The organism is Sphingomonas melonis (assembly GCF_013409985.1).
Taxonomy (GTDB): Bacteria; Pseudomonadota; Alphaproteobacteria; order Sphingomonadales; family Sphingomonadaceae; genus Sphingomonas; species Sphingomonas melonis_A.
This window is the reverse complement of record NZ_JACCBY010000003.1, coordinates 409929-434207: the sequence shown is the minus strand read 5'-3', so window position 1 is coordinate 434207 and position 24279 is coordinate 409929. Positions and strand designations below refer to the sequence as shown.

Sequence of the window (24279 nt, the reverse complement as noted above, 5' to 3'; positions counted from 1 at the left end):
CGTAGCGTGAGCAGGCAAGATCGCGGGATGGAGACCATCTCGCGCACCGGCGGCCAAATCCTTGTCGATCAGCTACTTGCCCAAGGGTGCGACCGCATCTTCACGGTGCCGGGGGAAAGTTTCCTCGCCGTGCTCGACGCGCTCCACGACACGCCGCAGATCGCCACCGTCGTCTGCCGGCAGGAAGGCGGCGCGGCGTTCATGGCCTGTGCCGACGGCAGCCTCACCCATCGCCCCGGCGTGGTGTTCGTCACCCGCGGTCCCGGCGCGACCAATGCGGCGATCGGCGTGCATGTCGCCCGGCAGGATTCGCAGCCGCTGATCCTCTTCGTCGGCGACGTCGACCGCACCAACCGGGATCGCGAGGCCTTCCAGGAGGTCGATCTTCCCGCGATGTTCGCCCCGCTCGCCAAATGGGCGGCACGGATCGACGATGCCGCGCGCATCCCCGAATATGTCGCACGCGCCTATGCGGTCGCGATGAACGGCCGCCCCGGGCCGGTCGTGCTCGCCCTGCCCGAGGACATGTTGCGCGACACCGCTGTGGTCGCGGACCGGCCGCGCGTCGAACGCCTGCCGCAGGGGTGCGACGAAGCGCCGCTCGAACAGCTCACCGACCTGCTCGCCACCGCCGAACGACCGCTCGCCATCGTCGGCGGGGCCGGCTGGGACGGCGTCGCCGCGCAGGATTTCGCCGCCTGGGCCGACCGCACCGGTGTGCCCGTCGCCACCGCCTTCCGTCGGCAGGACGCGATCCCCAACGACTGCCCGAGCTATGCCGGCAATCTCGGCTACGGCCCCAACCCGGCGCTGGTCGCGCGCGTTCAGGCCGCCGACCTGCTGATCGTAGCCGGCCCGCGGCTCGGTGAGGCGACCACCGACGGCTATACGCTCATCACGCCGGATCATCCCGGCCAGCGCCTCGTCCACGTCCACCCGGATGCGAACGAGCTCGGCATGACCTATCGCACCGATCTGGCGATCTGCGCCGGCATGGCCGAATTCGCCGAGGCGTTGGTGTCGCTCGACGGCCCGCCCCATCCCGGCGGGGCGGAGGCGCATGCCGAGTGGCTGCAATGGTCGACGCCGGCGTCGCGTGACGGCGTGACGCTCGACCTCGGTCCCTGCGTCGCGGCGATGCGCGAACGGCTGCCCGCCGACACGATCATCTGCAACGGCGCCGGCAATTACAGCGGCTGGTGGCATCGCTACTGGCGCTATTGCGCACCGGGCACGCAGCTCGCGCCGACCGCGGGCGCAATGGGCTATGGCCTGCCCGCCGGCATCGCCGCCGCGCTGCGCTATCCCGAGCGGCAGGTCGTGGCGCTCGCCGGCGACGGCTGCTTCCTGATGAACGGGCAGGAGCTTGCGACGGCGGTCCAGCATGATGCGCAGTTGCTCGTGCTGGTCGTCGACAACCAGGGCTATGGCACGATCCGCATGCATCAGGAGCGGGACTATCCCGGTCGGGTGCAGGCGACGACGCTCGCCAACCCCGAATTTGCCGCGCTCGCCCGCGCCTATGGCTGCTGGGCGGAGACGGTCGAGCGGACCGAGGATTTCGACGCGGCGCTGACGCGTGCGATCGAGCAGCGCGGCGTCCGGCTGCTCCACCTGCGCACCGATATCGAGGTGATCACCACCGCCACCACGCTCGCCGCGATCTCGGCGCGGTCCGCCTAGGGCGGATCGCGCGAGGAGGCGGAGACGCGAAGGTGTATCGGGGTGAGAAGAGGGCTGCGACTGTGCAGGGCGTCGCGTAGGGCTTTTTACGCAAGCCCACCGCCTCCTACACGCGCCGCAAACTCTGAAAGTGATCGATACCTCTGCGGACCTACCCCAGTGCTCCTGCGAAAGCAGGAGCCTAGGAGTCCCGCGAACCATAAGGCGTTGTATTCCTTGGCCCTAGGCTCCTGCTTTCGCAGGAGCACTGTGATGCTTCACTGATTTGAGGGGCTTTCCGCAGAGGTCTCGACGTGTTCCGGCATGATGCGCCTTTCTGGGACAAGCCGGGGCGCCCCCAAGATCGATGCGGGTGCGAGGGATCAAATACCCCCCACACCTGCGCAATACCCCATTACCCGCGCGCTGCCCTAAGCGTCCGGGCGAAACCCTACCCCCGCCCGCGCGCCGCGCGCGTCGGCGTCACCAGCCGGTCAAGGAAGTTGCGCAACTCGGTCATCCGCGCGTGCGGATCGGTGACCTGCTCGTCGAGGCCGAGCCGCCACGCCAGATCGCGCCGTTTCGGCTCGCGATGCAGCGCCTCGACCAGCGCCGCCTGCATCTCGACGTCGAGCGCGTCGCGCGCCAGCCCGAGGTCGATCAGATCATCCGCCTGCCGCCGCAGCGCCGCCGCGACCTCCCACAGCGAAATCTCGGGGTGGTATTGGACGCCCCAGAAGATGCCGCCGTCATGGCGGATCTCGGCGGCCTGCACCTCGGTCACACCATTGGATGCGAGCAGCGTGCCGCCGCCGGGCAGGGTCGCGACCTCGTCGCTATGCACCGCCGGCACGTCATACGCCGCCGGCCGCCCGGCGAGCAACGGATGATCCTGCCCGCCCACCCGACGCACGATCCGCCGCGCGAAGCCGGCTTCGCGCCGCTCGCCCATCGCCCGCACCGCGCCGCCCGCCGCCACCACCGCGACCTGCAAACCGGCGCACGATCCGAACGCGGGCGTACCCGATCGATAGACCGCCCGCATGAAGTCGATCTCGCGTCGCGCCTCCGGCGTATCCTCGTACAGGTGCAGCGGCGATCCGGTCAGGATCACGCCGTCATAGCCATCGAGGCCCGCATCGGGTGCCGCCGAATCAGCATCGGCCGGCTTGACCCGGTCGCACAGCGCCCCCGGCACGAGGCCGGCGAGCCGCTTGAGGAAGGTCTCGCCCGAACTGCGCCCGACGCTCTCGCGCCGCCTGTCGCGGGCTGCCGGCGGCTCGCTCTCGGCCACCAGCAGCCTCAATGGCGCCGCCACTCAGCGGTCCGGCTTGGTCGTGACGACCCGGCCGCGTTCGAGCAGCGCGTCGATCGCTTCGGTTTCCAACCGCCCCGCAGTGATCAGCGCGGCCTCAGGCGTCAGCGAGACGGCAACCCCATCGGGACCGTCGACGATGATCTCGCCGTTTTCGTGGCTGACCGAGGATGGCGTGTTGTACGGCGATGTCATCGCTCCCTAACCAAGGGAATTAACCGATGTTTCCGTACGTTAGCCAAATAAACCCCGGTTCGCCCGCGACCCTCAGCGCAGCTTGTCGCTGCCGTTGACCAGCGCCGCCTTCTGGCCGTCCGACATGGCGGCGGCATTGACGTCGGCATCGTCGATCGCATCGGCCTGCTGGCTGCCGCTCTTGCGCTCGGCATCGGCCTGCGCTTCCAGATTGTCGGCGGCGCTCTCCAGAGCATCGGCGCGATTGTCGGCGGCGGCCTTGACGTTGCTGCCCAGGCTGTCGTCGCCCTTGCCGCCGCACGCCGCCAGTGACAGCGCCATCACACCCGCGCCCAGCGCGATCATCGTCTTCTTCATCGTTCGTCTTCCCTGTTGGATAAGGAAAAGGCCGCCCCGCTTCCCCGGGACGGCCTTTCGCCAGTCATCGGACCGTGAGGTCAGATATTGTCGCCGAGCGCGCCCTTGACGCTGCCCTTGAACTTCTCGCCCTTGCCTTCGGCCTGCTGGGCCTTGCCCTCTGCGGTCAGGCTGGGGTCGTCATTGTGCTTGCCGATGGCTTCCTTGGCGTTGCCGATGGCTTCGTTGACGGTGCCTTTGATCTTGTCGGTGAGCTCGCCCATGAGGACCTCCTGCTTTGACCGCGCCCCGCCATCCGGGCCGCTTGATCTACAGCAAGAACAACGGGTTCGGACCGGACCGGTTCCGTGACAAATGTGTTACAAAAATCAGATCAGGCCGGCGAGCGGACTCGACGGATCGGCATAGCGGCGCTGCCCCATCCGCCCGGCGCGATAGGCGAGCCGCCCCGCCTCGACGGCCGACCGCATCGCCGCCGCCATCATCACCGGGTCCTTCGCCTCGGCGATCGCGGTGTTCATCAGCACGCCGTCGCAGCCCAATTCCATCGCCACCGCCGCGTCCGACGCGGTGCCGACCCCGGCATCGACCAGCACCGGCACGCCCGCGCCCTCGACGATCAGCCGGATCGTGATGCGGTTCTGGATACCGAGTCCGGACCCGATAGGGGCGCCCAGCGGCATGATCGCCACCGCACCGGCATTCTCCAGCCGCTTCGCCGCGATCGGATCGTCGACGCAATAGACCATCGGCTTGAAGCCCTCATTGGCGAGGATCTCGGTCGCGCGTAGCGTCTCGTGCATGTCGGGGTACAGCGTCTTCGCCTCGCCCAGCACCTCCAGCTTGACGAGATCCCAGCCGCCCGCCTCGCGCGCCAGCCGCAGCGTGCGGATCGCGCTTTCCGCGTCGAAACAGCCCGCGGTATTGGGCAGATAGGTGACCTTCTTGGGATCGATGAAGTCGGTCAGCATCGGCGCCTTTGGATCGCTGACGTTGACCCGGCGCACAGCGACGGTGACGATCTCCGCTCCCGAGGCTTCGAGCGCGGCGGCGTTCTGCGCGAAATCCTTGTACTTGCCTGTACCGACGATCAGCCGCGAGCGGAACGTCCGCCCCGCCACCGTCCAGCTGTCGTCCGCGATCGGCTTCTGGTGATCGCCGCCACCGACGAAATGGACGATCTCGATGTCGTCGCCATCCTCGACCCGAACGTCCTTCAGCGTCGAGCGCGGCACCACTTCCAGGTTGCGCTCGACCGCCACCTTCTCCGGCACCAGCCCCAGTTCGGTAGCCAGTTCGGCGAGGCTCAGCCCCGCATTGACGCGCTTGTGCGCGCCGTTGACCGTGATCGAAACCGTTCCGTCGCTATGGGGCATAACTTTTTGCAGGAGGCGAACGCCTCCATCCGTTCGGGCTGAGCCTGTCGAAGCCCTGCTCTCCCTATCGGCCCGGTGCGAAAGTGGAGCGCTGCCCTTCGACAAGCTCAGGGCGAACGGACTAAGAGTGATGTGCCGCAACTAGGCACACGATCTTCCCGGTTCAACCGAAAGCGACCCGATGACCGACACCATCTTCGTCCTCAACGGCCCCAACCTCAACCTGCTCGGCACGCGCGAGCCCGAGATCTACGGCGCCGACACGCTCGACGACATCGCCGGCCAGCTCGAGGATCGCGCCCGCGAGCTGGGGCTCGAAATCGACATGCGCCAGTCGAATCATGAAGGGCATCTCGTCGACTGGCTGCACGAGGCGCAGGCGCGCCGCGCCAAGGCGGTGATCCTCAACGCGGGCGCCTTCACCCATACCTCGATCGCCGTGCACGACGCGATCAAGGGCATCCGCACCCCGGTGATCGAGGTGCATCTGTCCAACCCGCACACCCGCGAGGATTTCCGCCACGTCAGCTTCGTCGGGCGCGCGGCGAAGGGAACCATCGCGGGTTTCGGCGCGCTCTCCTACACCCTGGCGCTTGAAGCCGCCGCGCGGTTCTGACAGGAGGCTCCCCCATGACCGATCAGACCAACTCCGGGGCCCAGACCCAATCGATGCAGGTTGACGTGAACCTCGTGCGCCAGCTCGCCGAATTGCTCGACGCCACCCACCTCACCGAGATCGAGGTGGAGGAAGGCGACCGCAAGATCCGCGTCGCGCGCAAGGCCGCCGCCGTCGCCGCTCCCGTGCAATATGCGCCGCAGCCGATGGCCGCCGCGCCCGCGCCTGCCGCAGCCCCCGTCGCTGCCGAGGCCGGCGCGATGGCGCCGACCGTCAGCGCCGCCAATGCGGTCAAGTCGCCGATGGTCGGCACTGCCTACCTCTCCGCCGAGCCGGGCGCCAAGCCGTTCGTCACCGTCGGCAGCACCGTCGCCGCGGGCGACACGCTGCTGATCGTCGAGGCGATGAAGGTGATGAACCCGATCACCGCGCCGACCGCCGGCACCGTCCGCCAGATCCTGATCGAGAACGGCCAGCCGGTCGAATTCGACCAGCCGCTCGTGGTGGTCGAGTAACGGCATGCGCCCGATCAAGAAGCTGCTGATCGCCAACCGCGGCGAGATTGCGCTGCGCATCCATCGTGCCTGTCATGAGATGGGCATCAAGACCGTCGCGGTCCATTCCACCGCCGACGCCGATGCGATGCACGTGCGCCTCGCCGACGAGGCGATCTGCATCGGGCCGCCGGCGGCGACCGACAGCTATCTCAACATCCCCAACATCATCTCGGCGGCCGAGATCAGCGGCGCCGACGCGATCCACCCCGGCTACGGCTTCCTCAGCGAGAACGCGCGCTTTGCCGAGATCGTCGAGATGCACGACCTGCTGTTCGTCGGCCCCAAGCCCGAACATATCCGCACGATGGGCGACAAGGTCGAGGCAAAGCGCACCGCGGGCGCGCTCGGCCTGCCGCTCGTCCCCGGCTCCGACGGCGCGATCAGCGACGTCGCCGAGGCGAAGGCGCTGGCCGATAGCATCGGCTATCCCGTCATCATCAAGGCGGCGAGCGGCGGCGGCGGCCGCGGCATGAAGGTGTGCACCGGCCCCGAGCATCTCGAAACGCTGATGCAGCAGGCCGGTACCGAGGCGAAGGCGGCGTTCGGCGACGCCACCGTCTACATGGAAAAGTATCTCGGCAACCCGCGGCACATCGAATTCCAGGTGTTCGGCGACGGCAATGGCAACGCCATCCACCTCGGCGAGCGCGACTGCTCGCTCCAGCGCCGCCACCAGAAGGTGCTGGAGGAGGCCCCCTCCCCGGTCATCACCGCCGAAGAACGCGAGCGGATGGGCGGCATCGTCGCCAAGGCGATGGCCGACATGGGCTATCGCGGCGCCGGCACGATCGAATTCCTGTGGGAAGACGGCGACTTCTACTTCATCGAGATGAACACCCGGCTGCAGGTCGAACATCCCGTGACCGAGATGATCACCGGCCTCGACCTCGTCCGCGAACAGATCCGCATCGCCGAGGGCCATCCGCTGACCTTGCGTCAGGCGGACGTCCAGTTCCGCGGCCATGCGATCGAATGCCGCATCAACGCCGAGGACCCGCGTACCTTCGCCCCCTCGCCGGGGCTGGTAAAGCAATATCACGCGCCGGGCGGCATGCACGTGCGCGTCGATAGCGGCCTCTACGCCGGCTATCGCGTGCCGCCTTACTATGATTCGATGATCGCCAAGCTGATCGTCTACGGCACCACCCGCGCCGGCGCACTCCGCCGCCTGCGCCGCGCGCTCGAGGAGTTCGTGATCGAGGGCCCGACGACGACGATCCCGCTCCACCAGGCGCTGCTCGACGATCCGGAATTTCAGGACGGCCAATACACGATCAAATGGCTGGAAGAGTGGCTGGCCAGACAGGCCGACTAAGCCACGGTCCGCCCTTCGCGGGGGGGACGATTACACATGGCTGATAGGGTGAGGTTCGCTCGGTTCCCTCATCCTACCCGTCACCCCGGACTCGTTCCGGGGTGACGGGTGGTTAGAAGACGACCGGCTCAAACACACGATCAGACGCGATCGCCCTGCCCTCGCGGCGGGGAACGATGTCTCGCCGAGCGTCCCCTTCGTCATCCCAGCGCGGGCCGGGAGCCATGGACGCGCCCCCCCGATGCCTCCCTGCCCGCGCAACAGGCAACCCCGACCCATCTGCCCGTTTTCCAAGCAGCAATTCGCGCCGAATCCCGGTTGCCCCGAGGGGCCGGGGCTGGCACGTTTGGTGCACTGTCCGCGCTCGGAGCGCGGGCTTCGGTAGGGGGCGTATTGCGGTGAAGAAGGTCGAAGCCATCATCAAGCCGTTCAAGCTGGATGAGGTGAAGGAAGCGCTGCACGAGATCGGCGTCAGCGGCATCACCGTGACCGAGGCCAAGGGCTTCGGTCGCCAGAAGGGCCATACCGAACTCTATCGCGGCGCCGAATATGTCGTCGACTTCCTGCCCAAGGTGAAGCTGGAGGTCGTCGTCGACGATGCGCTCGCCGAGCGGGTGGTGGAGGCGATCGCCAATGCCGCGCAGACCGGCCGCATCGGCGACGGCAAGATCTTCGTCATCCCGGTCGAGGCCGCGCTGCGCATCCGCACCGGCGAACGCGACGAGGCCGCGATCTAAACCGTCACCGAACCGTCACCCCGATGTCCTTCGGGGTCGCCTAGTTACGAAAAGATCCCGGCCGTCGCCGGGGCACCGATAAGGAAAGAGCTGACCATGGCTGCCACCGCCAACGACATCCTGAACAAGATCAAGGACGAGGAGATCGAGTGGGTCGATCTGCGCTTCACCGACCCCAAGGGCAAATGGCAGCACCTCACCATGGTCGCCAGCCTGATCGGTGAGGACGAGCTGACCGACGGCCTGATGTTCGACGGCAGCTCGATCGAGGGCTGGAAGGCGATCAACGAATCGGACATGGTGCTCAAGCCCGATCTCGATGCGGTCTACACCGATCCCTTCTCGGCGACGCCGATGCTGATCGTGTTCTGCGACGTGGTCGAGCCCTCGACCGGCGAGCTCTACGCCCGCGATCCGCGCTCGACCGCCAAGCGCGCCGAGGCGTATCTAAAGACCACCGGCATCGGCGACACCGTCTACGTCGGTCCGGAAGCCGAATTCTTCATGTTCGACAACGTGCAGTTCGACACGAACTATGCCGCGTCCTATTTCAAGATCGACGATATCGAGCTGCCGACCAATACGGGCCGCGAATATGAGGGCGGCAACCTCGGCCACCGTCCGCGCGCCAAGGGCGGCTATTTCCCGGTCGCGCCGGTCGACAGCGCCGTCGATATCCGCGGCGAGATGGTCTCGACGATGATCGAGATGGGCCTGCCCTGCGACAAGCACCACCATGAGGTCGCCGCCGCGCAGCACGAACTCGGCATGACCTTCGGCACGCTGACCACCACCGCCGACCGCATGCAGATCTACAAGTATGTCGTGCACCAGGTCGCCCACGCCTATGGCAAGTCGGCGACCTTCATGCCCAAGCCGATCAAGGAAGATAACGGCTCGGGCATGCACACCCACTTCTCGATCTGGAACGGCAAGACGCCGCTGTTCGCCGGCGAGGGCTATGCCGGTCTGTCGGAGATGTGCCTGTTCTTCATCGGCGGCATCATCCGCCACGCCAAGGCGGTCAACGCCTTCACCAATCCGACCACCAACAGCTACAAGCGGCTGGTGCCGGGGTACGAGGCGCCGGTGCTGCTCGCCTATTCGGCGCGCAACCGTTCGGCTTCGTGCCGTATCCCCTATGGCACCGGCCCCAAGGCGAAGCGCGTCGAGATCCGCTTCCCCGACGCGATGGCCAACCCCTATCTCGCTTATGCGGCGCTGATGATGGCGGGCATGGACGGCATCCAGAACAAGATCCATCCGGGCGAGGCGATGGACAAGAACCTGTACGACCTGCCGCCGGCCGAGCTCGCCCAGGTGCCGACCGTCTGCGGTTCGCTGCGCGAGGCGCTCGACAGCCTGGAGGCCGATCACGGCTTCCTGCTCAAGGGCGACGTCTTCTCGAAGGACCAGATCGAAGCCTATGTCGAGATCAAGCGCGGCGAGGTCGCCCGTTGGGAAATGACCCCGTCGCCGGTCGAATACGACATGTATTACAGCGCCTGAGGTGCGGCGACGACCGCATCGGTGCGCGCAAGCGCACAGGCGCTGTCGGCCAGCCTCATGCAATGAGGACTGACGGCCCGGCTTTGCCGGGTCGTGACTGGGAGGGCGCCCGCAACGATCGGGCGCCCTTTTCCTTTGGAGAGGACTGATGATCCAGCCGCAACTCAACCGCCGTGCGCTGCTCGGCGCCGGGACCGCCGCCGCGCTTGCCGCGACCACCAACGGCACCGCGACCGCCGCGACCGGCTCCCTCGCACCGCGCCCGCCGATGGGCTGGAACAGCTGGAACAGCTTCGCGACGACGATCAACGAGGCGCAGGCGCGCGAGACCGCGGCGATCATGCAGGCCAAGCTGCTGCCCTTCGGCTATGACGTCTTCACCATCGACATCCAATGGTACGAACCCGGCGCGTCGAGCTACACGTACAGCGACACGCCGCAGCCGACGCTCGACGCCTACGGCCGCCTGCTCCCCGCGCCCAACCGCTTCCCGTCGAGCGCCGGCGGCAAGGGATTCGCGCCACTCGCCGCCGACGTGCACGCGTTGGGCCTGCGCTTTGGTATCCACCTGATGCGCGGCATCCCGCGCCTTGCCGTCGAGCGCAATCTGCCCATCCTCGGCACGCGCTACCGGGCGAAGGATATCGCCGACACCACCAGCATCTGCCCGTGGAACCCGGACATGTACGGCGTCGACATGACCCGCCCCGGTGCGCAGGCCTATTACGACAGCGTCTTTGCGCTCTACGCCGGCTGGGGCGTCGATTTCGTCAAGATGGACGACATGAGCCGTCCCTATGACGCGCACGCGCCTGAGATCGAGGCGGCACATGCGGCGATCCAGCACAGCGGTCGCCCGATCGTGCTCAGCCTGTCCCCCGGCGAGACGCCGGTGGCGCGCGCCGACCACGTCCGCCGCCACGCGCAGATGTGGCGGATCAGCGACGATTTCTGGGACGAATGGCCGATGCTGGAGGCGCAGTTCACCCGGCTGGAGAACTGGCATGCGGTCGACACCAGCGGCGGCTGGCCGGACGCCGACATGCTGCCGCTCGGCCGGCTGGCGCTCGGCGCCCGCGCGACCAAGTTCACGCCCGACGAACAGCGCACGCTGATGACCTTATGGGCGATCGCCCGCTCGCCGCTGATCATGGGCGGCGACCTGCGCCACCTCGACGCGGCGACGCTGGCGCTGCTCACCAACCGCGCGGTGCTCGCGGTCAACCAGGCCAGCCGCGACAATCGCCCGCATTTCGTCGCCGACGGCACCCGCATCTGGTCGGCGCGCCCAGTGGATGGCGCCGGTGCCTATGTCGCGCTGTTCAACACCACCGCCAAGCCGAAGGAGGTCGGCATATCTCTGTCGATGCTCGGCCTGCCCGCCACGGTCACCGCGACCGACCTGTGGAGCGGACAGACGATCGGCCGGGCAAGCCATCGCTTTGCCCGGCCGATCCCGCCCCACGGTGCGGGGCTCTACCGATTGCAGCCCTGAGCGGCTTACTTCTGGCAGGCGACGATCGCGGTGATGACCGAGATCGTCTCCTCCGGGTCGCGGACGCGGACCGTGTCGAGGCCGAGTTCCTTCGCCGGATAATCGTTGCCGCCGGGGAAGATCGCGTCGCCGATGAACATCATGCTATCCAGCGGGATGCCGCTCTCGTCGCGCAGCTTCTTGAGGCCATAGGCCTTGTCGACGCCCTCACGGGTGACGTCGATCGAGGTGGCGCCGCCCATGTTGATCGACAGGCCTGGCAGGCGCTGCTTGAGATCGGCCTGGATGACCTTGCGCTTCTCGAACTTGGGATCCCAATGCTCCTTCTCCTTGATCGGCGCTTCCTGGCCGAGCGCGGAGAAGGTGATCTGGCTGCCGCGGTCCTCGATCCGCTCGCCCCAGGTCTGTTCGGGGGTGAAACCAGTCGCCTCAAGCGATTCGTCGAACGCCTTGAGGATCTTCGCCTTGGTCTCGTCGTCGAACAATTCGGCGTAGACCGACGTCCACTGGCCCTCGCGATAGGTGTAGAGCTTGGTGCCGGTAGTCGGCATCAGCCACAGCTTGGACAGATCGGCGCGCGCCGGCAGACGGCTCGCCACCTGCTTCTGGAACTGCGGCCAGTCGCCACCCGAGATCACCGCGACATGCGCCACGCCGAGCAGGTCGGCGAGCGCTTCGCCCATCGGCTCCTGCAAGGGCTGCTTGCTCTCGGCCAGCGTTCCGTCGAGGTCGAAGGCAACCAGTTGTTTCATGCAGCAACTCCAATGCGGGGAAAGATGATGGTGTCGATCGCGTGCGCGACGCCGTCGGCGTCATTGCCGCTCGTCACCTCATGGGCAACAGACTTAACCGGATCGGGCGCATTGCCCATGGCAATTGCGAGGCCGGCGCGTTCCAACATTGGGACATCGTTATATTGATCGCCGAGCACCGCCACCGCGTCGAGCGGCTGGTCGAACGTCTTGGCGAGCGCCAGCAAACCGTCGCCCTTGTTGGCGACCAGCGCCGTCACATCGAGATAATAGACCTGGCTCTGCGCGATCGTCGCGTCTTCGCCGTGCTTCGCCTTGCAGCGGTCGGCAAGGTCGGCGAGCATGGCATGATCGTCGCTGACGAAGGTGATCTTGTCCGCACGGTCGAGCAGCGCGGCGAAATCATCGGTGACGATCGGATCCTGGTTGGACGCGCGCCGCTCGCTGTCGACATGCGCGCCGACATCGGTCGAGGCATACCAACGATCGTCGGCGAACACCCAGATGTCCGCCGGACTGTCGCCTGCGATATCCATCACGCCATGCGCCACCGCCGCATGCACCATATGATGCTCGGCGATGCTGCCGTCGCGGCGGAAGATGATGCCGCCGTTGAACGCCGCCATCGGCGCGTCGATCGCCAGCGTCTCGGCGATCGGCATGATCCCCGACATCGGCCGCGCGCTGATCACCGTGAAGCCGATCCCCGCCGCCTCCAACCGACGCACCGCGGCGGTCGTGGCGGGAGTGAGCTGCTTCTGCTTGTCGACGAGCGTCCCGTCGATGTCGGACACGACCAACCGGATCGGCGGACTCACTGCGGCATCTCGACGTGCCCGCCGAAGCCGAAGCGCATCGCCGAGAGCACCTTGTCGCCATAGGTATGCTCGACGCGGCTGCGATAGCGCGCGAACAGCGAGGCGGTGAGCACGTTGGCCGGCACCTTCTCCTCCATCGCCGCGTCGATCGTCCACTGGCCCTCGCCCGAATCGGCGACGCTGCCCGAAAAGCCTTCGAGCTTCTCGTCCTTGGCGAGCGCGATCGCGGTGAGATCGAGCAGCCAGGACGAGATGACGCTGCCGCGGCGCCAGACTTCGGCGATGTCGGTCATGTTGAGGTCGAACCGCTCGTCCTCGGGCAATTTGTCGCTGTTCTTGGACTTCAGGATGTCGAAGCCCTCGGCATAGGCCTGCATCAGGCCATATTCGATGCCGTTGTGGATCATCTTGACGAAATGGCCGGCGCCAGCGGGACCGGCATGGATATAGCCCTTTTCGGCGCGTTCATCGACGACCTCGGCGACGCGGCCGGGGGTGCGCGGGATGGTGCCGAGGCCGGGCGCCAGCGCATCGAAGATCGGATCGAGCAGATTGACCGTCTCGGTGTCGCCGCCGATCATCATGCAATAGCCGCGCTCCAAGCCCCAGACCCCGCCCGACGTGCCGACGTCGACATAATGGACGCCCTTCTCGGCCAGCGCCTTGGCGCGGCGGATGTCGTCCTTGTAGAAGGTGTTGCCGCCGTCGATGATGATGTCGCCGTCCTTGGCGCCTTCGCCGATCGCGCTGATCGTGTCTTCGGTCGGGCCGCCGGCGGGCAGCATCACCCACCAGATCGCCGGGCTGCCGAGCTTCGCCCGCACGTCGTCGAGCGAATTGGCCGCCTCGGCGCCGTCCTTGGCGAGGGCCTGCACCGCTTCGGCGCTGCGGTCATAGGCCACGATCTCATGCCCCGCCTGCATCAGCCGGCGCGCGATATTGCCACCCATCCGGCCGAGGCCGATCAGTCCGATCTTCATGCTTGCTGTCCTGCCGATTGTTACGATGTCATAGGATAAACGGAACCGCGCCGCCGGGGTTGCGATGCGCCACGAGACGCTGCGTTTCGCGGAAGGTCATCGAACGCCCCGGGGTCCGCCTCGACGGGGTTCGGGACATGTGTCCCCTCCACCCGTCACCCCGGACGTGTTCCGGGGTCCACCGGGCCGCGGGGGTGTCGCACGCGCCTCCAGCCGCTCTCCTCGCCGCGAAGTGGACCCCGGAACGAGTCCAGGGTGACGGCGGGAGCGGATTGCCGCCCCGCGTGACGACGGGCGGGGTGACGGAGGTTTCGCGGCGGGTCGCCCCGCCCTGTATCAGGACGGGGCGGCGGGTCATGCCGTCGCCGGCTGCTTGGCGGCGATCGAGCCCAGCAGGTCGTCGAACGCCTTGGCGAAGGAGGCGACGCCCTGCTCGACCAACGTATCGGTCACGCCGGTCAGGTTGAGGCCGAGGCGCTCCGCCTCGGCGAGCACGCGGCGCGCGTCCTCGACGTCCTGGGTCAGCGTTTCGGCGACGGTGCCGCGCTCACGGAAGGCGTCCATCGTTGCCGGCGGCATCGTGTTGACCGTGTCGCGGCCGATCAGCGTGTCGACATAGAGCGTGTCGCGATAGGCCTTGTCCTTGACGCCGGTCGACGCCCACAGCAGTCGCTGCGGCTGTGCGCCCTTGGCGGCGAGCGCCTGCCAGCGCTCGGACTTCTCGAAGTCGAGGAACCACTGATACGCCATCTTCGCATTGGCGATGGCGACCTTGCCGCGCAGACCCTTCAGCGTCTCCGCCTCGGGATCGTTCTCGGCGACGCGACGGTCGATCTCCTTGTCGATGATCGAATCGATGCGGCTGACGAAGAAGCTCGCGACGCTGGCGATCTTGTCGATCGGCTGCCCCTGCCGCACCCGCTCCTCAAGGCCCGCGGCATAGGCCTCGGCAACGCGGATATAAGCATCGAGCGCGAAGAGCAGCGTCACGTTGACGTTGATGCCCTTGGCGATCGTCGCGCTGATCGCGGGCGCACCGGCGAGCGTGCCAGGGATCTTGATCATCAGGTTGGCGCGGTCGACCGCATGCCACAGCTTCTCGGCCTCGGCGATCGTCGCATCGGTATCGTCGGCGATATAGGGCGACACTTCAAGGCTGACGTAGCCGTCCTTGGCCTCCAGGCGATCGTAGACCGGCTTGAGCGTTTCCGCCGCCGCCTTGATGTCCTGGATCGCGAGATGCTCGTAGCGGTCGATCGTCGCCGCGCCGGGGTTCTCCTTGTCGAAGGCGGCGAGCGTCGCGTCATAGGCGTCGCCATGGCCCATCGCCTTCTCGAAGATCGACGGGTTGGAGGTGACGCCGGTCAGGCTGTCCTCCTTCACGAGCTTGTCGAGGCCACCGGCCTCGAGGAACTTGCGATCGACGAAATCGAGCCAGACCGCGGTACCCGCAGCGCTCAGGTCGTTGAGCTTACCCATTGTTGGTCTCCAGCATCTCACGGACCACCTTGACGACATTGTCGAGGGTGAAGCCGTATTTGTCCTGCAGCTTCGATATGGGGGCGGAGGCACCGAACGTCGACATGGTGATCGTGCGACCCTTCAGCCCGACATAGCGATGCCAGCCCATCTCGCCCGCCTGCTCGACCGCGAGCCGCGACGGCACCGACGAGGGCAGCACGCTTTCCTTATAATCTTCCGACTGCAGCTCGTAGCGATACCAGCTCGGCATCGACACGACGCGGCTCTTCACGCCGTCGGCGAGCAGCTTCTCATGCGCCTGGACGACCAGCGCCAGCTCGCTGCCGGTGGCGATCAGGATCACCTCGGGCGTGCCGTCGCAATCGGCGAGGACATAGCCGCCCTTCAGCGTGCCCTCGGCCGGCGCGTATTTGCTGCGGTCGAGCGTCGGCAGCGCCTGACGCGAGAAGATCAGCGCGGTCGGACGGCTCGCATCCTCCAGCGCCGCGCGCCATGCATAGGCGACCTCGTTGGCGTCGCCCGGACGGATCGTGTCGAGCCCCGGAATGGCGCGCAGCGTCGCGAGATGCTCGATCGGCTGGTGGGTCGGGCCATCCTCGCCGACACCGATCGAATCATGCGTGAACACCCAGACGCTGGCGAGCTCCATAATCGCCGACAGGCGGATCGGTGCGCGCATGTAATCGGCAAAGACGAGGAAGGTCGAACCATAGCTGCGCAGGTGCGACAGCGTCATGCCGTTCACCACGCCGCCCATACCGTGTTCGCGGACGCCGAAGTGGAAGTTCTGGCCGCCGTAATTGTTGGCCTCGAACGACGGCGCGCCCTTGATGTCGGTCTTGGTCGACGGTGCGAGATCGGCCGAGCCGCCGATCAGCCACGGCACCCGCTTGGCGAGCGCGTTGAGCACCTTGCCGCCCGAATCGCGGCTGGCGAGGCCCTTTTCGTCCGCCGGGAATTCGGGGATGTCGGCATCCCAGCCCTCGGGCAGCTTGTCCTTGAGCATCAGCTCCAGTTCGCCGGCGAGTTCGGGATAGGTCTCGCGATATTTGGCGAAATTCGCCTCCCATTCCTCGCGCAGCTTGGTGCCGCGATCGGCGATCGACCCGTGGAAATGCTCGGCGACACCCTCGGGGATGTAGAAGTCCTTGTCCTCGGGCCAGCCGTACGCCTTCTTGGTGGCGCGGACATTGTCCTCGCCGAGCGGCTCGCCGTGCGCCTTCTCACTGCCTGCCTTGGGGCTGCCCCAGCCGATCACCGAATGGACGACGATGAAGGTCGGCCGGTCGTTGGTCGCCTTGAAGGTCTCGATCGCCTTGGCGAACGCCTTGGTGTCGTTGGCGTCGTCGAGGTGGATGACGTTCCAGCCATAGGCCTGGAAACGCAGGCCGACGTCTTCGTCGAACGCCAGTTCGGTGCCGCCCTCGATCGAGATGTGGTTGCTGTCGTAGATCCAGCACAGGTTCGACAGCTTGAGGTGACCGGCAAGGCTGGCGGCCTCGGCGGCGACGCCCTCCATCATGTCGCCGTCGCCGCACAGCGAATAGACGTCATGGTCGAACAAAGTGAACTCGGGGCGGTTGTAGCGCGCGGCGAGCCAGCGCTCGGCGATCGCCATGCCGACCGAGTTCGAGCAGCCCGCGCCGAGCGGACCGGTCGTCGTCTCGACGCCGGTGGTGTGGCGATATTCAGGATGGCCCGGCGTACGCGAGGCAAGCTGGCGGAAGCCCTTGAGGTCGTCGAGGGTGAGCGCCTGACGCCCGGTCTTCTTGCCGTCCGCGTCGATCTCTTCGATCCCGGCGAGGTGGATCAGCGAATAGAGCAGCATCGACGCATGGCCGACCGACAGCACGAAGCGGTCGCGGTTGGGCCAGTCGGGCTTGGAAGGATCATAGCGCAGGAATTGCGACCAGAGCGTGTAGCCGACCGGCGCGAGCGCCATCGGTGTGCCGGGGTGGCCGGAATTGGCCTTTTGCACCGCGTCCATCGACAGGGTGCGGATCGTATCGATCGTGAGGCGTTCCAGCGAACCGTCTTCGTGGATCGCGGTGTTGGTATCGGTCATGGGATTAAAGGCCCTCGCTCTTACCCTGCGTCGAACGCCTGCACGCCCGATCTGTTGCGGATGCGCCGGCCTTAGCGAGACTAATCGAGCCGTTCCAGCCGCGAAACGGTCCCATCCTGGGCAAAATAGGCCGCATCGACCTCGTCAAGGAACAGTCCGTGCCCGAGGACGCCGGCAATTCCGTCAAGCCAAGCCGCTGATTCGCGAGGATTTTGCAGATCGAGCCGGCAATCGATGATCATGTTGCCATTGTCCGTCACATAGGGCTCGCCACCCGCCAGCCGCAGCACCGCCCCCCGCCCCTGCCCCTGCCCCTGCCCCTGCCCCTGGCCCAGTTGCGCCAGCAGCGAGGCGCGCGCGAAGGGCAGGATCTCGACGGGAACGGCGGCTGCCGCGCCGATCGCGACGACCCGTTTCGAGCCATCGGCGATCACCACCATCCGGTCCGACGCGGCCGCCACCACCTTCTCGCGCAGCATCGCGCCACCGCCGCCCTTGATCGCGAAGAAGCGCGCATCGATCTCGTCGGCGCCGTCGATCGTGAGGTCGAGCCGCGGCACGTCGGCGAAGTCGAGCATCGTGATGCCGAGCCGCCGCGCCAGCGCCTCGCTGGCGCGCGAGGTCGCGACCGCGCGGATGCGCAGGCCGCGCGCCACCCGCTCGCCGAGCGCCGCGATCAGATGCGCCGCGGTCGATCCGGTACCGAGCCCGACCAGCATGCCGTCCTGCACTTCCTGCGCCGCCGCCGCCGCGGCGCACGCCTTGTCCGTATCCGCGTTCATGCCGGTCTCTTTCCCTACTGCGACAAATTGCGACATTAATAACATGGGGGTCGGGTTGCATTTGCGCCACGATCGCCGCCAATGGGCCAGCAAGAGCAACCAATCGCCATGGCCGCGCATTGTCGCGCCGGTCACGGCTGCGCGAGTCGAGACACGAGCCGGGTGACATACTTGACCACATTATCGTTTCGGGGCCGCCGGCTAGGTGCCGGCGCCGCTACTGCCGTGGTCCTGCTGACCCTCGCCGCCTGCGGTGGCGGCAGCGAGTCGCAGCAGAAGGGCAAGGGCGGCCCCGGTGGTCCGGGCAAAGGTCCGACGACGGTCGGCTATGTCGTCGTCCAGCCGACCGATGCGGCGATGGTCACCGAACTCGCCGCGCGCACCAACGCCTATGAAAGCTCGGACGTGCGGCCGCAGGTCAACGGCATCATCCGCCGCCGCTTCTTCACCGAAGGCTCGCTGGTGAAGCGCGGCCAGCCGCTCTACGAGATCGACCCGCGGCTGTACCGCGCCGCGGTCAACGAGGCGCAGGCCAATCTGCAAAGCGCGCGCGCCATCCAGGAAGCGCAGCGTCTCCAGGCGGCGCGCTACAAGCCGCTCGCCGCGATCCAGGCGGTCTCGCAGCAGGAATATACCAACGCCGTCGCCACCGCGCGCCAGGCGACCGCCTCGGTCGCGCAGACCAGTGCCGCGCTGGAAACGGCACGGATCAACCTCAAGTTCACTACCGTGCCGGCGCCGATCAGCGGTCGCATCGGCCGCTCGCTGTTCACCGTCGGCGCGCTCGTCTCGGCGAGCCAGACCGATCCGCTCGCGCAGATCCAGCGGCTCGACCCGATGTTCGTCGACATCCAGCAGTCTGCCGCCGACATGCTCGCGCTGCGCCGCAGCCTGTCGCAGAACGGCATCGTGCCGACCCGCGCGCAGGTCCGCCTCAAGCTCGAGGATGGCAGCGACTATGGCCAGACCGGCAGCGTCGAATTCTCCGAAGCGCTGGTGAACACCGAAACCGGCACGGTGACGTTGCGCGCCAGCATCCCCAATCCGCAGGGGTTGCTGCTCCCCGGCATGTTTGTCCGCGCCCGCTTCGCGCAGGCGATCAACCAGCGCGCCTTCCTCGTGCCGCAGGAGGCCCTGACCCGCGACGCCAAGGGCAATGCGACGGTGATGCTGGTCGGGCCGAACGGCAAGACGGTGCAGAAGCCGGTCACCGCCTCCCGCACGCAGGGCCGCTATTGGGTCGTCACTACCGGCCTCAATGCGGGCGACAAGGTGATCACGCAAGGGCTCAACAACCTGAAGCCGAACGCGCAGGTCAAGGCGGTGCCGGCCAACAGCCCGCAGGTGGTCAAGCCGCCGCAGCAGGGCAAGGACGGCCAGCAGGGTAACGCCCAAAGCAAGGCGGGCTGAGCCCGATGATCAGCCGTATCTTCATCGACCGCCCGATCTTCGCGTGGGTGCTGGCGATCATCGTCATGCTCGCCGGCGTCGGCGCGATCCTCAGCCTGCCGATCGCGCAATATCCCGATGTCGCGCCGCCGCAGGTGTCGATCCGCGCCACCTTCCCGGGCGCCAATGCGCAGACGCTGCAGAATTCGGTGACCCAGATCATCGAGCAGCAGCTGACCGGCATCGACGGCCTGCTCTATTTCAGCTCGTCCTCGTCGAGCCGGGGCCAGGTGACGATCACCGCGACGTTCGAGAAGGGCACCGATCCCGACATCGCGCAGGTGCAGGTCCAGAACCAGGTGCAGCAGGGCGTCGCGCGCCTGCCGCAACAGGTGCAGCAGCAGGGCCTCGTCGTCCGCAAGTCCAACCCGGACAATCTGCTGATCGTCGGCGTCTATGACGAAACCGATCAGCGCACCAACATGGACGTGTCGGACTATCTCGTCTCCAATTTGCAGGACCCGCTCGGCCGCGTGCACGGCGTCGGCGACGTCAACGTCTTCGGCTCGCAATATGCGATGCGCATCTGGCTCGATCCGGCACGGCTCGCCAGCTATTCGCTGATCCCCGCCGACATCAGCACCGCGATCCAGAACCAGAATACCGAAGTCGCGGCGGGCGAGGTCGGCGGCCTGCCCTCGGCGGCGGAGCAGATGCTCAACGCGACCGTCACCGCGCAGTCGCGGCTCCAGACGCCCGAGCAATTTCGCCAGATCATCGTCAAGACGCTGCCCTCCGGCGCGACCGTGCGCCTGTCCGATGTCGCGCGGATCGAACTGGGCGCGGAAAGCTACGCCTCGGTCAGCCGCATCAACCGCCACCCCGGCGCCGGCATCGCCGTGCTGCTCGCCCCGGGTGCCGACGCGCTCGAGACGGCGGAGCTGGTCAAGGCGGAGGTCGCGCGCGTCGCCAAGACCTTCCCCGCCGGCCTCAAGGTCGCCTATGCCAACGACACCACGGCCTTCATCGAACTGTCGATCGAGGAAGTCGTCAAGACGCTGATCGAGGCGGTGATCCTCGTCGTCATCGTGATGTTCGTCTTCCTGCAAAGCTGGCGTGCGACGCTGATCCCGACGATCGCGGTGCCGGTGGTGCTGCTCGGCACCTTCGCGGTCTTCTATCTTGCCGGCTTCTCGATCAACACGCTGACGCTGTTCGGCCTCGTCCTCGCCATCGGCCTGCTCGTCGACGACGCGATCGTCGTCGTCGAGAATGTCGAGCGGCTCATGGAGGAGAATCCCGACATGAGCCCGCGCGAGGCGACGATCGAGTCGATGAACGAGATCACCGTCGCGCTGATCGCGATCGCGCTCGTCCTGTCGGCGGTGTTCCTGCCGATGGCCTTCTTCGGCGGCTCGACCGGCGTGATCTATCGCCAGTTCTCGCTGACCATCGTCGCCGCCATGGTGCTGTCGGTGCTCGTCGCGCTGATCCTGTCGCCGGCGCTGACCGCGTCGCTGCTCAAGCAGAAGTCGCAGGAGGCGGACGAGGCGCAGGGCTTCAAGCGCCGCTTCCCGCGCGTCGCCGGCTGGGGCACCAAGGCATCCACCTGGTTCAACACCAATTTCGAAAGCGGCGTCGAGCGCTACACCAATGCCGTGCGCGCGGTGGTCGATCGCAAATGGCTGTTCCTGCTGATCTACCTCGGCCTCGTCGCGCTGCTCGCGATCCTGTTCATGCGCCTGCCCACCGGCTTCCTGCCGACCGAGGACCAGGGATCGGCGATCGTCCAGTTCCGCCTGCCGGCTGGCGCCACCCAGGCGCGCACCATCGAGGTCCAGAAGCAGGTCGAGAAGTATTTCATCCAGAATGAAGGCAAGAACGCCTCCGTCCTGTTCACCGTCGCCGGCGGCGGTGGCGGCGGCGCCAGCGGCCAGAATACGGGCCAGGGCTTCCTCAACTTCGTCGACTGGTCCGAGCGCAAGGGCAAGGAAAACACCGCCGACGCGATCACCGGCCGCGCCTCCTCCGCCTTCCGCGGACTGCGCGATGCGCAGGTGTTCGCGCTCGTCCCGCCGGCGGTGCGCGGCCTCGGCCAGTCCGACGGCTTCACGATGGAATTGCAGAACACCGGCGGCCTGTCGCAGGACCAGTTCAACGCCGCGCGCGACAAGTTGCTGGCGATGGCCAATGCCGATCCGATGCTCGCCTCGGTGCGCCTCACCGAATTGCCCGACATCGCGACGCTGCGCGTCGACATGGACCAGCAGAAGCTGTCCGCGCTCGGCCTCACCCAGAGCAATGCCAACAGCACGCTGACCACCGCCTGGGGCGGCCAGTACGTCAACGACTTCATCGACCGCGGCCGGGTCAAGCGCGTCTACGTCCAGGGCGATGCGCAATATCGCGCCTCGCCCGAGGACCTGAAGCAATGGTTCGTGCGCGGCTCGAACGGGCAGATGGTGCCCTTCTCCTCCTTCGCGCGCACCGACTGGGCGACCGCGCCGACCACGCTGTCGCGTTTCAACGGCATATCCTCGTACGAATTCCAGGGGTCGGCGGCGCCGGGCAAGAGTTCGGGCGACGCGATGACGCGGATGGCCGAACTGGCGTCGCAGATCCCCGGCACGTCGGTGTCCTGGGCCGGCCTGTCCTATCAGGAACGGCTGTCCTCGGGTCAGGCGCCGTTGCTGTACGGCCTGTCGATCCTCGTCGTCTTCCTGTGCCTCGCCGCGCTGTACGAAAGCTGGTCGATCCCGTTCGCGGTGCTGCTCATCATCCCGCTCGGGCTGATTGGCGCGATCGCCTTCGTCACGCTGCGCGGGCTGACGAACGACGTCTATCTGCAGATCGGCCTGCTGACGACGATGGGCCTCGCCGCCAAGAATGCGATCCTGATGATCGAATTCGCCGAACAGGCCGAGCGCAAGGGCGCGCGCGTGTTCGACGCCGCGCTGGAGGCCGCCAAGATCCGCCTTCGGCCGATCCTGATGACCAGCTTCGCCTTCATCTTCGGCGTGCTGCCGCTGGCGATCTCGACCGGCGCGGGTGCCAACAGCCGTATCGCGATCGGCACCGCGGTGATCGGCGGCATGCTGTCGGCGACCTTCCTGGCGATCTTCTACATCCCCCTGTTCTTCGTGCTCGTCCGCCGCGGCGTGCGCGACGGGCTCGCCAAGCTGCGCGGCCGGCCGACCGGCCATCAGGGCGGCAAGCATGATGAGGAGCCGCCCGCCCCGCCGATGCCGCCCGCCGAGCCGGAGCCCGCCCGATGACCCGCCCTATCCTCGTCCTGGCGCTCGCCGCGACGGCCTTGTCCGCCTGTTCGATGGAGCCGAAATACGTCCGCCCCGAACCGCCGGTGCCGACCTCGTGGCCGGTCGGCGACGCCTATCTGCGGCAGAGCGAGGCGGCACTGCCCGCCTTCACCTATCGCGACATCTTCCGCGACCGCCGGCTCCAGACGCTGATCGATCAGGCGCTGGTCAACAACCGCGACCTGCGCGCCGCCGCCGCCAATATCGCCGCGGCGCGCGCGCAATATCGCATCCAGCGCGCCAGCCTGCTCCCCACCGTCAACGCGTCGGGCCGCTACACTTATTCGGGCGGCGGCAACGGCGCGCGCAGCACGGCGAGCAGCGGCAGCACCGGCAACGGCGGAACGGGCACCGGAACGGGTAACACCGGCTCCGGCAATACGGGGACGGGCACGGGCGTCGGTACGGGTACCGGCACCGGCAACGACACTACCGGCACGATCACTACCACCGGCAACGGCAACAGCGCCTTTTCGGCGCAGCTTGGCATCACCGCCTTCGAACTCGACCTGTTCGGCCGCATCCGTTCGCAGTCGCGCGCCGCGCTCGACCGCTATTTCGCCACCGAAGCGGCGGCGCGCGCGACGCGGCTGACGCTGGTCGGCGACATCGCCGACGCCTGGCTGACCTATGCCGCCGACCGCAGCCTGCTCAAGGTCGCTCAGGATACGGCGGCCAGTGCGCAGGTGAGCGTCCGCCTCACCCGTGCCCGGCTCGAAGGCGGGATCAGCGCGCGTACCGATCTGCGTCAGGCCGAGCAGATCCTCGAAACCGCCAACGCCGATCTCGCCGAACAGCGCACTTTGGTGGCGCAGGACGTCAACGCGCTGCAACTGCTCGTCGGCGGCCCGATCGATACCGCATTGCTGCCCGCCTCGATCGACGAGGCGCAGGCGACGATCGCCACCCTTCCCGCGGGCCTGGACAGCGGCGTGCTGCTGCGCCGGCCCGACGTCGTCCAGTCCGAATATCAGCTGCGCGCCTACAATGCCGAGATCGGGGCGGCGCGCGCCGCATTGTTCCCGCGCATCTCGCTGACCGGGCTGGTCGGCTTCGCCAGCACCGCGCTGTCGTCGCTGTTCAGCGGCGGCGCGTTCAACTATTCGGTTGCGCCGTCGGTGAGCTATCCGATCTTCCAGGCCGGCGCCGCCCGCGCGAACGTCCGCTATACCGAGGCGCAGCGCGACGCCGCGCTCGCCAGCTACGAAAAGACGATCCAGACCGCCTTCCAGGAGACCGCCGATGCGCTGGCACGGCAGGGCACGATCGCCGACCAGTTGCGCGCGCAGAGCAATTTCCAGGCCGCGGCGGCAGATACGTTGCAGCTCGTCAACGCGCGCTATCAGGGCGGCATCGACACCTTCCTGTCGAGCCTCGACGCGCAGCGCTCGTTCTACACCGCCCAGCGCACGCTGATCACCACGACGCTGACCGGCGCCAGCAACCGCGTGACGCTCTACCGCGTGCTCGGCGGCGATTCGACGCTGGAGGCGACCGCGCAGGGGCCGCAACCCGTGACGCCGACCGGCACGCCACGCGCCGGTTGACGGATCGTCATTG

The 24279-nt window shown here is 67.2% G+C and carries 21 protein-coding genes; 10 read left to right on the top strand and 11 right to left on the bottom strand.

The genetic code is table 11. The features are described from left to right. The first annotated feature begins 27 nt into the window (after nucleotides 1–27). Entirely contained in the window at nucleotides 28–1683 is a 1656-nt protein-coding gene (locus HD841_RS12875; protein ID WP_179509262.1) for a thiamine pyrophosphate-binding protein, read from the top strand. Nucleotides 1684–2113: 430 nt separating this feature from the next. Here HD841_RS12875 and HD841_RS12870 read toward each other — a convergent pair whose 3' ends face one another. From HD841_RS12870 to thiS, 5 genes are all read right to left on the bottom strand, one after another. Continuing rightward, on the bottom strand, nucleotides 2114–2956 hold the full coding sequence (locus HD841_RS12870; protein ID WP_373563014.1) for a type 1 glutamine amidotransferase: 843 nt from the start codon (nucleotides 2954–2956) through the stop codon (nucleotides 2114–2116). Between the two features lie 24 nt (nucleotides 2957–2980). Further along, nucleotides 2981–3172 carry a hypothetical protein gene (locus tag HD841_RS12865; protein ID WP_179509261.1) on the bottom strand — a complete coding sequence of 64 codons (192 nt, stop codon included), beginning with the start codon at nucleotides 3170–3172 and terminating at the stop codon, nucleotides 2981–2983. 72 nt (nucleotides 3173–3244) lie between these two features. After that, the gene (locus tag HD841_RS12860; protein ID WP_179509260.1) at nucleotides 3245–3529 is read right to left on the bottom strand and encodes a hypothetical protein; all 285 of its coding nucleotides are present in this window, start codon (nucleotides 3527–3529) and stop codon (nucleotides 3245–3247) included. 80 nt (nucleotides 3530–3609) lie between these two features. Continuing rightward, on the bottom strand, nucleotides 3610–3792 hold the full coding sequence (locus HD841_RS12855) for a CsbD family protein (protein ID WP_179509259.1): 183 nt from the start codon (nucleotides 3790–3792) through the stop codon (nucleotides 3610–3612). Between the two features lie 105 nt (nucleotides 3793–3897). Then, nucleotides 3898–4905: a sulfur carrier protein ThiS gene (gene thiS, locus HD841_RS12850; protein ID WP_179509258.1), complete on the bottom strand. Its 1008-nt coding sequence runs from the start codon at nucleotides 4903–4905 to the stop codon at nucleotides 3898–3900. A gap of 181 nt (nucleotides 4906–5086) precedes the next feature. Here thiS and aroQ point away from each other — a divergent pair, with 181 nt between their 5' ends. The 6 genes from aroQ (at nucleotide 5087) to HD841_RS12820 (ending at nucleotide 11134) form a co-directional block, all read left to right on the top strand. Next, a complete protein-coding gene (gene aroQ / locus HD841_RS12845; protein ID WP_179509257.1) occupies nucleotides 5087–5521 on the top strand; it encodes a type II 3-dehydroquinate dehydratase in 435 nt (144 codons plus the stop codon). A gap of 14 nt (nucleotides 5522–5535) precedes the next feature. Then, entirely contained in the window at nucleotides 5536–6036 is a 501-nt protein-coding gene (accB, locus tag HD841_RS12840; protein WP_179509256.1) for an acetyl-CoA carboxylase biotin carboxyl carrier protein, read from the top strand. A 4-nt stretch (nucleotides 6037–6040) separates the two neighbouring features. Then, entirely contained in the window at nucleotides 6041–7393 is a 1353-nt protein-coding gene (gene accC / locus HD841_RS12835) for an acetyl-CoA carboxylase biotin carboxylase subunit (protein ID WP_179509255.1), read from the top strand. A gap of 398 nt (nucleotides 7394–7791) precedes the next feature. Next, the gene (locus HD841_RS12830) at nucleotides 7792–8130 is read left to right on the top strand and encodes a P-II family nitrogen regulator (RefSeq protein ID WP_137899602.1); all 339 of its coding nucleotides are present in this window, start codon (nucleotides 7792–7794) and stop codon (nucleotides 8128–8130) included. 96 nt (nucleotides 8131–8226) lie between these two features. Beyond that, nucleotides 8227–9639 (top strand): type I glutamate--ammonia ligase, encoded by a 1413-nt coding sequence (glnA, locus tag HD841_RS12825; RefSeq protein ID WP_179509254.1) that lies wholly within the window; start codon nucleotides 8227–8229, stop codon nucleotides 9637–9639. Nucleotides 9640–9787: 148 nt separating this feature from the next. Next, nucleotides 9788–11134, top strand: coding sequence for a glycoside hydrolase family 27 protein (locus HD841_RS12820; RefSeq protein ID WP_179509253.1), 1347 nt, complete (start codon nucleotides 9788–9790; stop codon nucleotides 11132–11134). A 5-nt stretch (nucleotides 11135–11139) separates the two neighbouring features. Here the strand turns inward: HD841_RS12820 and HD841_RS12815 are convergent, their stop codons facing one another. The 6 genes from HD841_RS12815 to rpiA form a co-directional block, all read right to left on the bottom strand. Further along, nucleotides 11140–11886, bottom strand: a complete 747-nt coding sequence (locus tag HD841_RS12815) for an HAD-IIB family hydrolase (protein WP_179509252.1) — start codon at nucleotides 11884–11886, stop codon at nucleotides 11140–11142. After that, the gene (locus tag HD841_RS12810; RefSeq protein ID WP_179509251.1) at nucleotides 11883–12704 is read right to left on the bottom strand and encodes a Cof-type HAD-IIB family hydrolase; all 822 of its coding nucleotides are present in this window, start codon (nucleotides 12702–12704) and stop codon (nucleotides 11883–11885) included. The genes HD841_RS12815 and HD841_RS12810 overlap by 4 nt, the downstream gene beginning before the upstream one ends. Beyond that, a complete protein-coding gene (gnd, locus tag HD841_RS12805; protein ID WP_179509250.1) occupies nucleotides 12701–13684 on the bottom strand; it encodes a phosphogluconate dehydrogenase (NAD(+)-dependent, decarboxylating) in 984 nt (327 codons plus the stop codon). Before gnd ends, HD841_RS12810 begins: the two co-directional genes overlap by 4 nt. 354 nt (nucleotides 13685–14038) lie before the next feature. Beyond that, entirely contained in the window at nucleotides 14039–15163 is a 1125-nt protein-coding gene (tal, locus tag HD841_RS12800; protein ID WP_179509249.1) for a transaldolase, read from the bottom strand. Then, the gene (gene tkt, locus HD841_RS12795; RefSeq protein ID WP_179509248.1) at nucleotides 15156–17231 is read right to left on the bottom strand and encodes a transketolase; all 2076 of its coding nucleotides are present in this window, start codon (nucleotides 17229–17231) and stop codon (nucleotides 15156–15158) included. Before tkt ends, tal begins: the two co-directional genes overlap by 8 nt. A gap of 80 nt (nucleotides 17232–17311) precedes the next feature. After that, nucleotides 17312–18013, bottom strand: a complete 702-nt coding sequence (gene rpiA, locus HD841_RS12790; RefSeq protein WP_179509247.1) for a ribose-5-phosphate isomerase RpiA — start codon at nucleotides 18011–18013, stop codon at nucleotides 17312–17314. A 234-nt stretch (nucleotides 18014–18247) separates the two neighbouring features. Between rpiA and HD841_RS12785 the strand changes: the two genes are divergently transcribed. Genes HD841_RS12785 through HD841_RS12775 form a run of 3 tightly spaced genes read left to right on the top strand, consistent with a single transcriptional unit; the run spans nucleotide 18248 to nucleotide 24266 of the window. Further along, nucleotides 18248–19423: an efflux RND transporter periplasmic adaptor subunit gene (locus HD841_RS12785; RefSeq protein ID WP_373563023.1), complete on the top strand. Its 1176-nt coding sequence runs from the start codon at nucleotides 18248–18250 to the stop codon at nucleotides 19421–19423. A 5-nt stretch (nucleotides 19424–19428) separates the two neighbouring features. Then, on the top strand, nucleotides 19429–22677 hold the full coding sequence (locus tag HD841_RS12780) for an efflux RND transporter permease subunit (protein WP_179509245.1): 3249 nt from the start codon (nucleotides 19429–19431) through the stop codon (nucleotides 22675–22677). Then, on the top strand, nucleotides 22674–24266 hold the full coding sequence (locus tag HD841_RS12775) for an efflux transporter outer membrane subunit (RefSeq protein WP_179509244.1): 1593 nt from the start codon (nucleotides 22674–22676) through the stop codon (nucleotides 24264–24266). Before HD841_RS12780 ends, HD841_RS12775 begins: the two co-directional genes overlap by 4 nt. The last annotated feature ends 13 nt before the right edge of the window (nucleotides 24267–24279 follow it).

What these genes read in the sequence shown, in the direction of transcription:
- thiS (WP_179509258.1), bottom strand. Translation starts at nt 4,905, where the DNA reads ATGCCCCATAGCGACGGAACGGTTTCGATCACGGTCAACGGCGCGCAC.
- glnA (WP_179509254.1), top strand. Translation starts at nt 8,227, where the DNA reads ATGGCTGCCACCGCCAACGACATCCTGAACAAGATCAAGGACGAGGAG.
- rpiA (WP_179509247.1), bottom strand. Translation starts at nt 18,013, where the DNA reads ATGAACGCGGATACGGACAAGGCGTGCGCCGCGGCGGCGGCGGCGCAG.
- accB (WP_179509256.1), top strand. Translation starts at nt 5,536, where the DNA reads ATGACCGATCAGACCAACTCCGGGGCCCAGACCCAATCGATGCAGGTT.
- gnd (WP_179509250.1), bottom strand. Translation starts at nt 13,684, where the DNA reads ATGAAGATCGGACTGATCGGCCTCGGCCGGATGGGTGGCAATATCGCG.
- HD841_RS12865 (WP_179509261.1), bottom strand. Translation starts at nt 3,172, where the DNA reads ATGACATCGCCGTACAACACGCCATCCTCGGTCAGCCACGAAAACGGC.
- HD841_RS12875 (WP_179509262.1), top strand. Translation starts at nt 28, where the DNA reads ATGGAGACCATCTCGCGCACCGGCGGCCAAATCCTTGTCGATCAGCTA.
- tal (WP_179509249.1), bottom strand. Translation starts at nt 15,163, where the DNA reads ATGGGTAAGCTCAACGACCTGAGCGCTGCGGGTACCGCGGTCTGGCTC.
- accC (WP_179509255.1), top strand. Translation starts at nt 6,041, where the DNA reads ATGCGCCCGATCAAGAAGCTGCTGATCGCCAACCGCGGCGAGATTGCG.
- HD841_RS12815 (WP_179509252.1), bottom strand. Translation starts at nt 11,886, where the DNA reads ATGAAACAACTGGTTGCCTTCGACCTCGACGGAACGCTGGCCGAGAGC.
- aroQ (WP_179509257.1), top strand. Translation starts at nt 5,087, where the DNA reads ATGACCGACACCATCTTCGTCCTCAACGGCCCCAACCTCAACCTGCTC.
- HD841_RS12855 (WP_179509259.1), bottom strand. Translation starts at nt 3,792, where the DNA reads ATGGGCGAGCTCACCGACAAGATCAAAGGCACCGTCAACGAAGCCATC.
- HD841_RS12775 (WP_179509244.1), top strand. Translation starts at nt 22,674, where the DNA reads ATGACCCGCCCTATCCTCGTCCTGGCGCTCGCCGCGACGGCCTTGTCC.
- HD841_RS12860 (WP_179509260.1), bottom strand. Translation starts at nt 3,529, where the DNA reads ATGAAGAAGACGATGATCGCGCTGGGCGCGGGTGTGATGGCGCTGTCA.
- HD841_RS12820 (WP_179509253.1), top strand. Translation starts at nt 9,788, where the DNA reads ATGATCCAGCCGCAACTCAACCGCCGTGCGCTGCTCGGCGCCGGGACC.
- tkt (WP_179509248.1), bottom strand. Translation starts at nt 17,231, where the DNA reads ATGACCGATACCAACACCGCGATCCACGAAGACGGTTCGCTGGAACGC.
- HD841_RS12780 (WP_179509245.1), top strand. Translation starts at nt 19,429, where the DNA reads ATGATCAGCCGTATCTTCATCGACCGCCCGATCTTCGCGTGGGTGCTG.